General features: G+C 55.9%; 13 protein-coding genes. 4 read left to right on the top strand and 9 right to left on the bottom strand.

The window, feature by feature from the left end:
* Positions 1-834: 834 nt before the first annotated feature.
* The 6 genes from Pan181_RS12460 to Pan181_RS12485 form a co-directional block, all read right to left on the bottom strand.
* Complete coding sequence (locus Pan181_RS12460) at positions 835-2,271, bottom strand: ammonium transporter (protein WP_231943829.1); 1,437 nt, start codon at positions 2,269-2,271, stop codon at positions 835-837.
* A gap of 481 nt (positions 2,272-2,752) precedes the next feature.
* Positions 2,753-3,679 carry a signal recognition particle-docking protein FtsY gene (ftsY, locus tag Pan181_RS12465; protein WP_145247145.1) on the bottom strand — a complete coding sequence of 309 codons (927 nt, stop codon included), beginning with the start codon at positions 3,677-3,679 and terminating at the stop codon, positions 2,753-2,755.
* A gap of 100 nt (positions 3,680-3,779) precedes the next feature.
* Positions 3,780-4,226, bottom strand: coding sequence for a transcription antitermination factor NusB (gene nusB / locus Pan181_RS12470; RefSeq protein WP_145247146.1), 447 nt, complete (start codon positions 4,224-4,226; stop codon positions 3,780-3,782).
* Between the two features lie 106 nt (positions 4,227-4,332).
* Entirely contained in the window at positions 4,333-4,824 is a 492-nt protein-coding gene (ribH, locus tag Pan181_RS12475) for a 6,7-dimethyl-8-ribityllumazine synthase (RefSeq protein WP_145247147.1), read from the bottom strand.
* 140 nt (positions 4,825-4,964) lie between these two features.
* Positions 4,965-5,675 carry a class I SAM-dependent methyltransferase gene (locus Pan181_RS12480; RefSeq protein WP_145247148.1) on the bottom strand — a complete coding sequence of 237 codons (711 nt, stop codon included), beginning with the start codon at positions 5,673-5,675 and terminating at the stop codon, positions 4,965-4,967.
* A 346-nt stretch (positions 5,676-6,021) separates the two neighbouring features.
* Positions 6,022-6,963, bottom strand: a complete 942-nt coding sequence (locus Pan181_RS12485; RefSeq protein ID WP_145244898.1) for an IS5 family transposase — start codon at positions 6,961-6,963, stop codon at positions 6,022-6,024.
* 323 nt (positions 6,964-7,286) lie between these two features.
* On the opposite strand from Pan181_RS12485, the gene Pan181_RS12490 reads away from it, so the two are divergent.
* The 3 genes from Pan181_RS12490 to Pan181_RS12500 all read left to right on the top strand — a co-directional run bounded on the left by Pan181_RS12490 (position 7,287) and on the right by Pan181_RS12500 (position 12,095).
* Positions 7,287-7,904 carry a hypothetical protein gene (locus tag Pan181_RS12490; protein ID WP_145247149.1) on the top strand — a complete coding sequence of 206 codons (618 nt, stop codon included), beginning with the start codon at positions 7,287-7,289 and terminating at the stop codon, positions 7,902-7,904.
* A gap of 71 nt (positions 7,905-7,975) precedes the next feature.
* On the top strand, positions 7,976-8,917 hold the full coding sequence (locus tag Pan181_RS12495; protein ID WP_145244898.1) for an IS5 family transposase: 942 nt from the start codon (positions 7,976-7,978) through the stop codon (positions 8,915-8,917).
* Between the two features lie 70 nt (positions 8,918-8,987).
* Entirely contained in the window at positions 8,988-12,095 is a 3,108-nt protein-coding gene (locus Pan181_RS12500; protein ID WP_197529212.1) for a hypothetical protein, read from the top strand.
* On the opposite strand, the gene Pan181_RS12505 is transcribed toward Pan181_RS12500, so the two are convergent.
* Together Pan181_RS12505 and Pan181_RS12510 are read right to left on the bottom strand one after the other, a co-directional pair.
* Positions 12,083-12,730, bottom strand: a complete 648-nt coding sequence (locus Pan181_RS12505; protein ID WP_145244957.1) for an IS630 family transposase — start codon at positions 12,728-12,730, stop codon at positions 12,083-12,085. The genes Pan181_RS12500 and Pan181_RS12505 overlap by 13 nt on opposite strands.
* The gene (locus Pan181_RS12510) at positions 12,718-13,182 is read right to left on the bottom strand and encodes a helix-turn-helix domain-containing protein (RefSeq protein WP_145244956.1); all 465 of its coding nucleotides are present in this window, start codon (positions 13,180-13,182) and stop codon (positions 12,718-12,720) included. The genes Pan181_RS12505 and Pan181_RS12510 overlap by 13 nt, the downstream gene beginning before the upstream one ends.
* A 21-nt stretch (positions 13,183-13,203) precedes the next feature.
* Here Pan181_RS12510 and Pan181_RS12515 point away from each other — a divergent pair, with 21 nt between their 5' ends.
* Entirely contained in the window at positions 13,204-14,004 is an 801-nt protein-coding gene (locus Pan181_RS12515; protein ID WP_145247151.1) for a hypothetical protein, read from the top strand.
* A gap of 166 nt (positions 14,005-14,170) precedes the next feature.
* Here Pan181_RS12515 and rho read toward each other — a convergent pair whose 3' ends face one another.
* The gene (gene rho, locus Pan181_RS12520) at positions 14,171-15,652 is read right to left on the bottom strand and encodes a transcription termination factor Rho (RefSeq protein WP_145247152.1); all 1,482 of its coding nucleotides are present in this window, start codon (positions 15,650-15,652) and stop codon (positions 14,171-14,173) included.
* Positions 15,653-15,709 lie beyond the last annotated feature (57 nt).

Genomic DNA, 15,709 nt, shown 5'->3' on the forward strand with positions numbered 1-15,709 from the left:
CCAGGCGGTGTACCTGTCCGAGTCGTGTAGGCCAGCTTGGCTTGCTAAAGCCCGGCCTCAGTTCGAGTGAGCCAGGCGGTAAACTCACTCGAACTTGTGGAGGCCAGCTTGGTCTGGTCGACCACCTGTCGGTCGTTGATTCGTTTTAAGGCGGGCCTTGGTTCGAACGAGTCAGGCGGTAAACTCGTTCGAACCTTGTAGGCCAGCTTGGCTTGTTAAAGCCCGGCCTCAGTTCGAGTGAGCCAGGCGGTAAACTCACTCGAACTTGTGGAGGCCAGCTTGGTCTGGTTGACCGCCTGTCGGTCGTTGATTCGTTTTAAAGCGGGCCTTGGTCCGAACGAGCCAGGCGGTAAACTCGTTCGAACCTTGTAGGCCAGCTTGGCTTGGTTAAGCCCGGCCTCAGTTCGAGTGAGCCAGGCGGTAAACTCACTCGAACTTGTGGAGGCCAGCTTGGTCTGGTCGACCACCTGTCGGTCGTTGATTTGGTTTTAAGGCGGGCCTTGGTCCGAACGAGCCAGGCGGTAAACTCGTTCGAACCTTGTAGGCCAGCTTGGCTTGGTTAAGCCCGGCCTCAGTTCGAGTGAGCCAGGCGGTAAACTCACTCGAACTTGTGGAGGCCAGCTTGGTCTGGTCGACCGCCCGTTGGTCGTTGTTCGGTTTTAAGGCGGGCCTGACTCGGACAGGCCAGGCGGTTTACCTGTCCGAGTCATGAAGGCCAGCTTGGTTTGGTTCCGCCTGCGTCGCGTTTGTATCTTGAAAGGCGGGCCTTGGTTCGGGTGGGCCAGGCGGTTTACCCACCCGAACCAGTGTGGCCAGCTTTGGAGGAACTACAATTTAGTGGCTGCCGTAGGCTTGCATGCCATGCTCACTGATATCGAGACCAGCTTGCTCTTCCTCAGCCGTGACTCGCAGGATGCCAGCCGCTTTGAGGATGGTGAACAAGATGAACATGGTTACAAAGGACCAACCGCAGATCACTGCAGTGCTAAAGGCTTGAACACCAAGGCTGCCGTGGCCGAAGACACCGATGGCCAAGCAACCCCACATGCCGCAGAGACCGTGAACAGGCCAGGCACCGACAGGATCGTCGATCTTAAGCTTGTCGAGCATCATGATGCCGAGGATCACGAGGACACCAGCGATGCCACCAACCAGCATGGCTTGCCAGTCGGTCATGCAGTCGCAGCAGGCGGTGATGCCGACCAGACCGCCGAGGATGCCGTTGAGGCCCATCGACAGGTCGGGCTTGCCGAACATTACCCAGCTCAGCAGGGTCGCTACCAAACCACCCGCACCAGCGGCCAGAGTAGTAGTCACTGCACAGTGCATGGTCATGTCGATATCGCCAGTGCCTTGGAAGGCCAGTTGGCTACCGGGGTTAAAGCCGTACCAACCGAACCACAGGATGAACACACCGAGGCCAGCCAGTGTGATGTTGTGACCAGGGACCGGAACCGATTTGCCATCGACAAAGCGTCCGATACGCGGGCCGAGCACCAAGGCACCAGCCAGACCAGCAAAGCCACCCACACCATGCACCACAGCCGATCCAGCGAAATCGGCAAAACCCATTTGGTCGAGCCAACCACCGCCCCACTTCCACATACCGCTTACGGGGTACACAAAAGCGGTCAAAATCGCACTGTAAATCAGGTAAGCACCAACCTTCATGCGACCAGCTACAGCACCCGAAACAATCGTGGCTGCCGTCGCTGCAAAAACAGCTTGGAAGAACCAGTCGGTTTCAGGGCTGAATGTACGACCGGGATCCAGTTTGTAATCATTCAGACCAATGCCGCCGAAGGCTCCATACTTGTTGGCTTCCTTCACTTCAGCAATCTGCTCATCCGTCATATCAGCGAACTGATCTGTGAACTTCGCATAATTGAATGGGTACATTATCCCGAAACCAATTGTGAAGAACAGCAGAACGCCGATACAAATATCCATCGAGTTCTTGAACAAGATGTTGATTGCATTCTTCGACGAGTTGAAACCGCATTCGACCATCGCGAAACCGGCTTGCATGAAGAACACCAGCACGGCAGCAATAAACAACACGGCGTTGTCTAAAGCGTAACCAACTCCAAGGTCTTCTGCAGGAGCTTCATCTTCCGGGGCCGCGTCGTCGGCGGTAGTCTCGGCCGATTCGGCAGCAGGAGTCTCTGCATCACCTTCTTGCGCCCAGCTAATGCTGGGGGCAGCTACAAGAGCAAGCACGCTGGCGAGCATAAGCACGCCGGCAACTCGCTGAAAACTGAGCCAATTCATCAATTCGCACCTTTGATAAGTCAGAAGGAAATCAAAGCTCGGCGGGCTGTCATTCACTGTTCCACCCACAGCCTGCTGAGCCGCTGTCCCCGTTGGACAGTCTTGGTCTCGAGCAACCTTGGAATCACGATCTCTCGCGCCGGCCTGCTGCTCGAAGCTTGATTTGCTAGCGATCCATCGGAAATGCAACGACCGTGCCAGTTGTTCGTGAGGCACCTGCCCTATGTGCTGTAAGTGCTTGCAGTAAAAGAAGTTATAAAATATCTAAAGTTTCTTTCGCTCCCTGCCGAGGCACGCCTGCCTGCGATCTGTGCACTGATTGCGGGCAGAGTGGGCCGAGATTTCAGGCAGGTGGATAACCGGTAGATTCCGGATATGCGGCGGAAGATAGACAGATGCCTAGAATCGCAGCATGCGAGCGCGAGAAGTGCGCAGTAAGGCATCTGTCGATGGCAAGATTGATTGCGCCAGCCAGAGTGGCTTAGCCGCCGAGTTCTTCGTCGAACATCTCGTCGACGAACTTATCGGGATTGAACAGCACCAGGTCCTCGTGCTGCTCGCCGAAGCCGATGTATTTGACCGGCAAGCCAATCTGCTGGCGGATGGCCACCACGACGCCACCCTTGGCGGTGCCGTCGAGCTTGGCCAGCACGATGCCGGTGCAGCCGGCCGCTTCGGCGAAGTTGTTGGCCTGGCTGATGCCGTTCTGCCCGGTGGTCGCATCGAGCACCAGCAGGGCTTCGTGCGGGGCCTCGGGGATTTGCTTGCGGATCGAGTCGCGGATCTTCGTCAGCTCGCTCATCAGGTTCTTCTGCGTTTGCAGGCGACCTGCGGTGTCGACAATGCAGACCTCGATGTTGTTATTCAGGGCGTATTCCACCGCCTGGTAGGCTACCGTGGCCGGGTGCGAGCCCTCGGGCCCTTTCACGCACTCCACGCCTAGGCGGTCGGCCCAGATGCCAAGCTGCTCGACAGCCGCCGCGCGGAAGGTGTCGCCCGCTCCGAGCACGACCGACTTGCCCTGCCCTTTGAACATGCAGGCGAGCTTGGCGATCGAGGTGGTCTTGCCCGCCCCGTTCACGCCGCACACCATGATCACGGTCGGGCCGCTGGCCGCGTAGGTAATCGGCGATTCGTCCTGCGCCATCAGCTCTTTGAGCTTGGTTTTCAGCACGTCAATCACATCGGTCATGTGTACCACGCGGCCCCGCATATTCTTGGCCACCTCGGCCACGAGTTCCTCGGTGGGGTCGTAACCCATGTCGGTCTTGAACAGGATCGCCCGCAGGTCGTCGAGGAAGTCCTCGTCGATCAGCCGTCCTTCGCTCTTGAACAGGTCGCGAACGTCGGTGTTGAGGACCTGGCTGGTCTTCTTGAGGCCTTGGCGGATGCGATCGAAGAGACCCATGGGGGCGTGCCTGCGGTTGGAGGGCGGAAATATTGCGGGGAGCCCCTCGATTCTAAAGGGGACGGGCGGCAGCGAAAAGGCGGACCATCGGCGGCCGGAGTTACTCGGCCGGCTTGTCGCTCGGCTGCGAGTTGGCGGTGACCGAGCCTTTGCCGGTGCGGACTTTGTCGAGGATGCCGTTGACGAACTGGGCCGAGTTGGCGTTGCCGAACCGTTTGGCCAGCTCGACCGCCTCGTTAATCACGACGCGATAAGGCGTTTCGGTGTACAGCAGCTCGTAAGCTCCCAGACGCAGTACGTTGCGATCGGTCGACGCCATGCGACCGACGGTCCAGTTCTGGGCCACGTTGTTCAGCTGGTCGTCGATTTCCCTTTGTCTACGCCGGACGCCGAGGATCAGCGACAGGCAAAAGTCCTCCATTTTCTCCGATTTCAGCCGCGATTGCACGAAGCTGGTGAGCGCCTCGGCGGTGTCGCGCGGATTCACATCGTCCTCGAACAGGATCTGCAGGGCGACTTCGCGGGCACGGCTACGACGGGAGGGCATGGCGGAGGGGCAACGCGGTTAGGCGTCGGCATGGGAGCGTGGGAAAACAGTCTATTATGGACTAGCAACGCCGATTCGAGAAGGACTTGAATCGGCCGGTTTTGCGTTACTCGCCGGCTTCGAGCAGGCCGACGTCGAGCGCCCCGAGCAGACCAATCATCTGCAGCGCTGCCTCGGCACACTCGCTACCTTTGTTGCCGACGTTGCCGCCGGAGCGGTGGATGGCCTGCTCGAGCGAATTGCAGGTAAGCACCCCGAATAGCACGGGCAGGTCGAATTCCAGGGCGATATCGAGCATCGCCAGGCTCACGCCGCGGTTGATGTGCTGATCGTGCGAGGTCTCGCCGCGGATGACCGCCCCCAGGCAGATAACTGCTGCGTAGTTGCCGGTCTCGGCCAGCCGCATGGCCACGAGGGGAATCTCCCACGCGCCTGGCACCCAGGCGACGTCGATCTGGTTGTCGGCGATGCCCTGCTCGGTGAGCGTGCCGACTGCCCCATCGAGCAGTTTCTGGGTGATGTTTTTGTTCCACTCGGCGACAACAATCGCGACGCGGGCGTCGGCCGGTGGTTGGGCGGGCTGAATGATATTCGGCATGTGCAAGCTGGCTGTAACGGGGATAGTGGGATCGCAAACTCCCATTGTCGCCAATTGTCAGCCGCCGAGAAGGGGCAGCGCGCCGGCCACGTGCCCTGCCCCATCTACGTCATAAGACTGTTCATTTGTTAGATCGCCTGTTAACCCTTGCGGAACAGGAAGACTTCGTTCGTAGATGCGAACGAAAGTTGATGCTCGATGATCTTCTCAGGGCCAAAGTCCTGCGCGCGTATCACCTTGCTAGAGAATCCGGCCTGGTGGAAGCGATCGACAATGTCCATGCCGTACAAGCGGACGTGATCGGGCTGGTAGAACACCCGCAGGCGGTCGGCTTCGCTTTGGATCGAGAAGTCCTCGTAGGTCTCTTCCCGCCAGATCGGCACCTGCACGAAAGCAACTCCCCCGGGCTTGAGAACACGAAACATTTCAGCAATGGCCAGATCGTCGCGCTCCACGTGTTCCAGCACGTGTGAAATCCAAATGAGTGTCTTGCTATTGTCCTCAAGTTCCAGTGCGGTGACATCCATTTTAGCCATCGCATTGTTGTAGTAATCGATGCTCAGGTAGTCGCCCGCCTTGCTCCGCAGGAAGTGCTCGATCTGTTTCTCGGGAGCCACGTGCAGCACTTGCGAGTAGTCGAGATCGGGTTGCGAAGTAGCGGTCAGATAGGCCAAGCGATGGCGCTCGAGCGACCGACAGTTCGGGCAACTGCTATCGAAGCGAATTTTGTTCTGTGCGCCGCCGTAGGTGAATTGTCTCCCAGTCCACGAGCAGAGCGGACAGGTGCGTTTGCTCGCGGGACCTTTGCCGAGAATCGTCTTCAGAAAGTGTTTGAAATTCGCTGCTGCCATTCGAGTTTTCCGGTCAACAATCGTGCTGGATGAATAATGGAGTAGAACTTGCAACCGTTTGGCGAAGGATGCCGCGATGCCATTGGCAATGTTGGGCGAACCAAGGCTGGGAAAGTTCAATACTAGCAGTCGTTTCAGCCGGTGTCACGCTCCAGGAGAGTGGTTCCATACGGTCGCAGACAAATCGCCCCCATCAGACGATACGGCCGGCTTTTTCCGCCGTTGCAAGTGCTTTAGCCCGGATAATCGGTGAATTGGACTTGGCTGCCGATTGGATTGGCAGCGGCAAGCCAGCCGTGCACACTTCGCCTGAGAACCGGTTTAGGAACCTTAATGGCCTTGTTGACTAACTCCACTCGAACTGTGGAAGCCCGAGTTGGGTGAATTGATTGATGATTTTACAGCGCAAGCGGGCTTCCGTTTGTTGGTTTTCGAATACTCGGTTTTTGAGATGGCTCCCAAAGCTTTGTTTCACTCGGTACATGGTCGTTTCCGCCAAGCTTCTACGATGATAGCCCACTTCCTCTTTCCAACTCCTACGCCCCTTGCGTCGAATCTGACGAATTGCCTCGTCCCGGGGCAAAGGCTCCTCCGCAGAGTTGCCATGTTGTTTGATCTTGGCGTTGTGCTGCGGCGGAATCACCGGCTCAATGCCTTCGGATTCCAGCCCTTCATAAACCTTCCACTTGTCGTAACTACCGTCGCCGTGAAACTTTTTTACGGGCTGCTCCACCTGCTCCAGCATTTCGGGAACCGCATCGGCATCGTGGCAACTGTTCTCGGTCAAAATCTCCGCCACAATCTCGCGGGTGTCAGGATTCACCGACAAATGCAGCTTCCGCCATGTCCGCCGCTTCGACTTGCCATGCGTCCGCATCTTCCATTCGCCCTCGCCAAACACTTTCATGCCGGTGCTATCCACCACGATATCGATGTCGCCCCTCTTGTTAGCGATATCGAGCGAAACATTCAGCTTGCTGGCTCGCTTGGCGAGCGAAGAATAATTGGGAATCGCTGCCTCGACGCCCAACATCGCCACCAGCGAGCGGCCGAATCCCTCAGTCTGCCGATAGGGAAGTTTCAGCAGTTCGCGAATCGTCAGCAAGCACTCGATCGCCGTATCGCTGAAGACAAAAGGGCGACCGACTTTTGTCTGGTCGTTAGGATGTTCCCAGTTCTCCAACGCCTCGTCGCTAAACCAAATAGTGATGTTTCCACGCTCGATGAGCGACTTGTTATACTCCTTCCAGTTCGTGACTTTGTAGGTTCGTTTTTCTTTCGTAGCCATGTTCGATCTCCGTAAAAAAGGTACGTGGTTCCATTCCACGTTAGTTTTTACGGAGGTTTGTGACTAATTGTTCAACAAGGCCAACCTTAATTGTCATCAGATGGTCTTGCTAGAAGCGACTAGGAACTGACCATCGCAAGACATCACGACTAGCAGAAATCCACCAGTCTAACTCCATTCCCCGCTACTCCTCGTGTTAAAGAGGAGTAGCAAGTCGGTAATCAGTTGCATCCCCACAATCATGGTTTGCGACTATACTGAACGGGTCCAATGCCGATCGCCCGCACCCTCTTTTAGGAGTGCGACCCCAGGGGGCTAATACCATGCTTTTCCGAACCGTCGCTTTGCTCTTAGCATCGTTCGCAATACCACTGCTGTCGCAAGCAGAGATAACGTGGAGCGGGGATATCGATCCGAGTGATCCGACAACGTGGGGGAGCAATGATATTGCATACATCGGCGGAGTTGGAGAAGGAACGATTGCTGTCGATGGCGGGAGTGAATTATTCTCGCATGATTCCTATCTCGGCTTAGAGCTTGGTTCCATGGGTACAGTAGTCATTTCTGGGGACGGTTCTCAATGGACCAATGCCGAGCGGTTTGTTGTTGGAATCTATGGAGACGGGGAGCTCCGAGTAAACTCAGGAGGAGAATTCTACAGTGAATATAGCTCTCTGGGGTCTCATCCCGGATCCTCAGGAGCAGTAACGATCTCTGGGGCTGACTCTATCTTTACGACTCATAGTTTTTCGGTAGGTGAATCTGGAAGCGGTGCTCTGCTGGTTGAGGAAGGGGGGAAGGTTGTTAGTGATTTCGTAGAAATTGGATGGACACCTACCTCCTCAGGCACGGCAACCATCACCGGCGTCGGTTCGCAGTTGATAACGACTTCACTGAGGGTTGGGAATGGCCAGATTGACAATGGCTCACGGCCTTGTTGAACAATTAGTCACAAACCTCCGTAAAAACTAACGTGGAATGGAACCACGTACCTTTTTTACGGAGATCGAACATGGCTACGAAAGAAAAACGAACCTACAAAGTCACGAACTGGAAGGAGTATAACAAGTCGCTCATCGAGCGTGGAAACATCACTATTTGGTTTAGCGACGAGGCGTTGGAGAACTGGGAACATCCTAACGACCAGACAAAAGTCGGTCGCCCTTTTGTCTTCAGCGATACGGCGATCGAGTGCTTGCTGACGATTCGCGAACTGCTGAAACTTCCCTATCGGCAGACTGAGGGATTCGGCCGCTCGCTGGTGGCGATGTTGGGCGTCGAGGCAGCGATTCCCAATTATTCTTCGCTCGCCAAGCGAGCCAGCAAGCTGAATGTTTCGCTCGATATCGCTAACAAGAGGGGCGACATCGATATCGTGGTGGATAGCACCGGCATGAAAGTGTTTGGCGAGGGCGAATGGAAGATGCGGACGCATGGCAAGTCGAAGCGGCGGACATGGCGGAAGCTGCATTTGTCGGTGAATCCTGACACCCGCGAGATTGTGGCGGAGATTTTGACCGAGAACAGTTGCCACGATGCCGATGCGGTTCCCGAAATGCTGGAGCAGGTGGAGCAGCCCGTAAAAAAGTTTCACGGCGACGGTAGTTACGACAAGTGGAAGGTTTATGAAGGGCTGGAATCCGAAGGCATTGAGCCGGTGATTCCGCCGCAGCACAACGCCAAGATCAAACAACATGGCAACTCTGCGGAGGAGCCTTTGCCCCGGGACGAGGCAATTCGTCAGATTCGACGCAAGGGGCGTAGGAGTTGGAAAGAGGAAGTGGGCTATCATCGTAGAAGCTTGGCGGAAACGACCATGTACCGAGTGAAACAAAGCTTTGGGAGCCATCTCAAAAACCGAGTATTCGAAAACCAACAAACGGAAGCCCGCTTGCGCTGTAAAATCATCAATCAATTCACCCAACTCGGGCTTCCACAGTTCGAGTGGAGTTAGTCAACAAGGCCATGGCTCACTGACAGTCGCACATGGAGGGGTGGTTACAACCGGCAGATTGCAAGCTTCCTTGGACGACCTCTATGGCGATGGCACCATTCACGTAAGCTCAAGCGTCTTGCTTGATGCTAATTTGAGGTATGACGCTTCAAGTGGTAACGAGATAATCACAAGTTTCGGTTCAGGTGGTTTGCTCAACATAGCGGTCGGTAATCGACTAGATTTAGGCTGGAGATCCCACGGTAGTTTAGAGATTGTCGAGGGAGCAATACTAACTAGTGGCGCCAGCGATTTAGGCCGAAACATAAACACCAGTGGCACAGTGAATGTTAGTGGCCCTAACTCTCAGTGGACTATAAGTAGTTTACTGTCCATCGGCGGCAATGGTACTGGAGCACTCACCGTGGAGGATGGAGGAGTGGTCACCACACGCAGTTTGCAAGCTTCGCTTGACGACCTGCACGGTGATGGCACGGTCAACGTGACTGATGGTGCCTTGCTTGATGCTACCTTGGACTTCAACACCTCGACGGGAACGAAGCAGGAGTTTCGCTTTGGTTCAGGTGGTACGCTGTTTCTCGAAACCGGCTCCGATATCTTAGGGGTGGGGTACAAATCCAATGGAAGTTTATCAATATCCGACGGCATTGCCATCTCTAGCGATAGGGGCTATCTAGGGCTCTTGCCTGGCTCTGCTGGTTCGGCAGTGGTAACAGAACCTGGTTCCGAATGGTCGCTAACTGACAGTCTTGCAGTCGGTGTCTCTGGTAATGGCTCTCTCCTCATCGATGCAGGGGGAGAGGTTAGTAATAGCTCTGGTACCATTGGATCTTCTGAAGGTTCAATCGGTACGGTAACGGTTACTGGCCCCGGCTCCAGATGGGACAACAGCTTTGGCCTTTGGGTCGGCTCTTATGGGAGTGGAAGCCTTCGAGTAGAAGACGGAGGGCAGGTCACCAGTTGGTTTTCGAACATTGGCAATGAGGAGGGAGCTACCGGAGTGGTCACCATCACTGGTATTGGCTCGCAGTGGACGAACGATTCTGATCTCCACGTTGGACGTAGTGGACATGGATCCCTGACAGTTGAAGATGGAGGGCAAGTAATTACCAAAGTACTCTATGCATCTTTGGATGACCTTCATGGAAATGGTAGCATTACCGCGACTGAGGGAGCGGTACTTGATGCCGACTTGTACCTTAGTGCGTCGAGTGGAAACGTGATCACCACCACCTTTGGTGCTGGTGGTACTTTAGTCATCGAAACTAGTCGTAGTGTGTTTGGGGTGGGATGCAAAGACAAGGGAACTGTAATCATATCCGACGGAACCGAAATCTCTAGTGACAGAGGCTATCTTGGGTATATGCCTGGATCCGATGGTGCAGCAACAGTAACTGGATCTGGATCGAAATGGACTTCCAATGCACTTTGGATAGGTCGCGGCGGTAATGGATCATTACTTGTAGAAGCGGGAGGGCAAGTTGATTCTTCTTCAGGTTACTTGACAGGCTCTTCATGTGCAGCAACCATCACTGGAGCAGGTTCTCTATGGAGCGCTAGTTCAAGGCTTGAAGTTGGTGGGTCTAATGAAGCAACCCTTTTGGTGCAAGATGGGGGGCAGGTTCATAGTGGCTACAGCGTGATTGGGAACAGCCGTGATTCCACAGGCCTAGCAATTGTCACTGGTAACGATTCCCAGTGGATTGCAGGCTCTTTAAGCGTTGGTGCGTATGGCAATGGAACACTATTGGTAGAAGATGGCGGTCAGGTCTCCAGCAATTTTTCCATAACCCTAGGCGAGTCTCTCGGTTCGACGGGACACACAACCATCTCAGGTCCTGGTTCGCAATTGACCATTGGCAGCAATCTCTACGTTGGTAGATCTGGAACTGGAGTACTAACTGTCGACAACGGAGGGCAAGTTGTTGCCAATACTCTCTATGCTGCGATAGAAGATCTGCATGGCGATGGTACGATTGCTGCGACCAATGGAGCCGTTCTCGACGCTGATATACAAATTGACGCGACTAGCGGTTCCACTCAGGAGTTTGAATTTGGATCGGGAGGTACACTGACAGTCGCATTGCAAGGATATACGTTGGGTGTGGGGAGTCAGAAGCAAGGCAGCTTGACAATTTCTAATGGAGCGGTAGTAGCGAATGGATCTGGACACCTCGGCTACCACCATGGCTCCGATGGATCAGCAATCATTACTGGTGCCGGGTCGGTATGGGATCTCCGCAGTTTTCTTACCATTGGTCGCCAAGGAGACGGATCGATGCTGGTCGAAGCGGGAGGCGAAATCCGCAGTAATATTGCTCGTTTAGGTTTAGAATCGGGGGCTTCGGGTACGGTGTCTGTTACGGGCGCGGAATCGTTGTGGACCAGCAGTTCCATAACTATCGGTAGCGCGGGGAGCGGATCGCTGACGGTCGAAAACGGAGGGCAAGTTATTACGAGTTCGCTCTCTATCGGTAGTGCGGGGAGCGGATCGCTCACGGTAGAAACCGGAGGGCAAGTTATCACGGGTTCGCTCTCTGCATCGCTAAACGATCTTCATGGAGATGGCTCCATTATCGCAACCACTGGGGCCGTTCTTGATGCCGATATTCGTTTCGATTCTACGAGCGGAACAACAAGAGAGTACAGTTTCGGCACTGGCGGCACCTTGACTGTTCAGTGGGACGGTGGACCTCTAGGAGTGGGCAATAAAGAAGAAGGGAGTCTGGTAATTACCGATGGGATTATGATGTCCAGTTCCGGCGGTATACTGGGACGCAGTTACGGCTCTACTGGTACTGCTATTGTCAGTGGAGCAGGTACTCAATGGAACAGCGTCATTGGCACCATTGTTGTCGGTGCGAACGGTAGTGGGGCACTTATGGTGGAAGCAGCAGGAGCAGTCAACGCACTACATGGCAATGTCGGGGAGAGGCGTTATTCGAGGGGATCGGCAACCATTTCCGGTGTCGGCTCCTTGTGGGATAGCTATGACCTTAATATCGGTGTTAGTGGTGACGGGGCATTCGCAATAGAGACGGGTGGTCAGGCTCGCAGTGTATTGGCCACTTTAGGAACCAATTCTGATTCTACTGGTGTAGCAGTTGTTAGTGGTGCAGACTCTGTATGGAGTATCGACAATTCCCTAGTACGTCGTCCCGGAAGTCATTTCCTATAGAGTTCAGGGAAGACGCGTTTGGCGTCTTTTCGATGGAAGGTCCAATTGATTTTGATTTTCTTCCGATTGCGGTCGCGTGAACAGTGGGAGAGTTCGCTTTGAACCTTGTCGAGCGAAGCCAACCGACGTCCCAGGCATTGTCGCTGTATGGCCGAGATTTCGATCTCGGCCATGTTGAGCCAACTGGCATGCTTGGGGGTAAAATGCCACACAATCCGCTCCAGCATTGGCCGAGCCGCCTCCTCGCCAAAGGTTTCGATCAACGACTTCTCGTTGTGCGTGTTGAGGTTGTCCATCACCAGATGAACCCGCTCTGCGTCGGGATAGCGCTTCAAGAGGTCGCGGACGAACCGGGCGAAGTCGGCTCGCTTGCGGTGACGCTTGGCCTGAACGAATCGCTTGCCCGCCTTCGGCTCGACCGCCACGAACACGCTGCAGGTTCCGCAGCGGCGGTACTCGTAGTCCTGCTTCGCGATCTTGCCGGGTGCCGCGGGCTCGGGCGGCCGCGCGTCGTCGACCCTCTGATAGGGCTGCTCGTCGAGGCAGACGACCGGCTCGTTCGGGTCGAGCGGCTTCTCGTACTGCTCGAGGACGTCCTCCATCCGCTCACAGAACTCGTCGTTCAGCTTGGGCACGCACCAAGTTTTTTTCGCCACGGCTTCAGGTCGTGTTCCTTGAGCCACAGCGAGACCTCCGTCACGCTGAGCGAATCGACGAAGCCTTCCTTCACCGCGTGCTCGCACAACAATTCCAGCGTCCAGCGAGCCCGTCCCTCGGGCGGCTCGCTGCACGCCAGGGCGATTACCTGTTGCTGCTGCCGCTTGGTGAACTCTGGGGGGCGGCCCGAGCGAGGCGCATCGTACACCGCCCGCTGGACGCCCTCTTCGCAGAACCGCTTTCGGACGGCTCGGACGTTGCGCGTCGTGCAGCCCACATGCTCGGCGATCTCTTCGTCGGTGCATCCCGAGTCCGATTTCAATAATATCTGGCAGCGACGCACCACTTGCGCCGCGCGGGCGCCTGAGCGTGCTAGCTGCTCCAAACCTCCACGGGCCTGGTGGTCCAGGCAAACAATGTGCTTTTTCATTCCGCAGCATATAGCAGCGGAATGGATTTCAGGAAAGACGTACTAGTCATCGGACAATCTGGTAGTGGTGCCTTGCAAATTGTGGCAGGGGGAGAAGTTCGCGCAGATTATTCCCTGTTAGGGAAATATTATGGCAGTTCCGGCACGGCTACGGTGACGGGAGCCGGCTCAAAATGGGTTCTCACCAAGAACGACACGGTTGGCAATGATAATACTGGCCTCCTGCGACTGGGATACAACGCAACTCTGCATATCTCAAACCAGGGATTAGTTGCCCCTGAAGGTGGTCTAAGCATCGGTACATACAATAGCGAGGAAGCCTACGTCTCCATTACCACCGGTGGCCAGCTTGCCCTCTTCGGTGAGGCCGATGACTCCATCGACGAGTTCCTCGATCTGGTCGCAGGCACCGACGCCATTCGTTACTGGTCTACCGAACTCAACGATTGGGCGCACATAACCGAAGCTACTTATGGCGACGACTACACGCTGGAGTACTTGACCTCCGGCGGGCTCGCTGGCTACACCGTGCTGACCGTCGGGACGCCTACGACGCCGGGCGATTTCAATGGCGATGGACTCGTGAACCTGGCCGACTATACCGTGTGGCGCGACCATTTCGGGGCGACCGACGAGTCGTCCATTGGCTTTGCTGGTGACGGGCTCGCGGGCGTCGATCTCGCCGACTACGACTTATGGAAGGCCAATTTCGCTGCGGGCGACTCAGGCAACATCCCCCCTGCCCTGGTACCCGAGCCGAGTGCGATGCTGCTATCTCTAGCCGCCTTGCTGGGCTGGGGTGGACTGGCTCGTCGAGTTTGAGAACAAGCTTTTTAGAGTTGCATTGGTAGACGCAAAGCTGGTCGGTTCCGTGCACTTGGTTTTGTACTCGCATAAAAAAACGCAGGTGCTGGCGACTCTTTGATCACCAGCACCTGCGGTGCGATTAATATTAGCACCCCTGACGAGGTGTGTTTGTTAGAGACGCTTAAGCCTCTTTCATGCTCATCAAGAACTCGGCGTTGGTCTTCGTCTTGCGAAGCCGATCGGTGAGCAGTTGCATCGCGTCGGGTGGGTTCATTTCGCTGAGCACTCGGCGGAGCATCGACACGCGACGATACTCTTCGGGGTCCATCAGCATTTCTTCGCGGCGAGTACCGCTGCGATCGATGTCGATGGCCGGCCAGATTCGCTTGTCGACCAGGCTACGGTCGAGCACGATTTCCTGGTTGCCGGTTCCCTTGAACTCTTCGAAAATCACCTCGTCCATGCGGCTGCCGGTGTCGATCAGCGCGGTCGCGACAATCGTCAGCGAGCCACCCTCTTCGACCTTGCGGGCGGAGCCGAAGAACTTCTTCGGACGCTGCATGGCGTTCGCATCGATACCGCCGGACAGGATCTTACCCGAGTTCGGGCACTCGGAGTTCCACGCCCGGGCCAGGCGAGTGATGGAGTCGAGGAAGATCACAACGTCGCGGCCGTACTCGACCATCCGCTTCGCCTTCTCGATCACCATTTCGGAGACCTGGATATGGCGGGCAGCGGCCTCGTCGAACGTGCTGGAAATCACTTCGCAGTTCGGGCCTTTGACCTCGCGCTCCATGTCGGTCACTTCCTCGGGGCGTTCGTCGATCAATAGCATGATGACGTAAGCCTCGGGGTAGTTCGCCAGCACGCTCTTGGCCATCTTCTGAAGCAGGATGGTTTTACCTGCTCGCGGCGGGCTGACGATCAACCCACGTTGGCCAAAGCCGATCGGCACTACCATATCGACCACACGCATGTCGATTTGGTCGCCACCGGTCTCCATGGTGATCCGTTCATCGGGATGCACCGGAGTAAGGTCGTCGAACGAAACCTTGCGGCTCAGTAGGTTGGGATCCTCGCCATTGATGGACTCGACCCGCAACAAGGCGAAGTAACGTTCGTTCTCCTTCGGTGGGCGGATGGTGCCACACACGGTGGCTCCGTCCTTCAGGCCGAAGCGACGAATCTGACTAGGAGAAACATAAATGTCGTCGGGACACGACAGGTAGTGGTAGTCGGGGCTTCGCAAGAATCCAAACCCATCGGGCAGGATTTCAAGCGTGCCTTGTCCGACCATCATGCCTTGCAGCTTCACGCGTTCCTTGAGAATGCGGAAGATGAGGTCCTGCTTTTTGAGACCCGTGATGTCCTTTACCTGCTCGCGCTCTGCGGTGGCGATGAGCTCGGGCATCGACATTTGCTGCAGCTCGGCCACGTAGACGTTGCTGTCGAGCTTATCACCCTTGGCGATAGAGGCTCCTGCTCGACGGACGCGTTCAGCGGCCTTATCGAGCTCTTCGGCGATGGTTAGAGGTTCTTCGCGATCGAGTTTAGCGAGTAGTTCGGGATCGATGTGGTGTCCATTAGTACCACTGTGACGCTTCCTGCGATGGGACGTGTGAGCACGGTCGCTCCGCGCTCCACGGCCAGACGTTTCGGCCATGATGACGATGCTCCTGGAGAAGGATGTTGTTCCGGTTTGGCTACGCACAGAGGGCGC

This window comes from Aeoliella mucimassa (genome assembly GCF_007748035.1).
Lineage (GTDB): Bacteria > Planctomycetota > Planctomycetia > Pirellulales > Lacipirellulaceae > Aeoliella > Aeoliella mucimassa.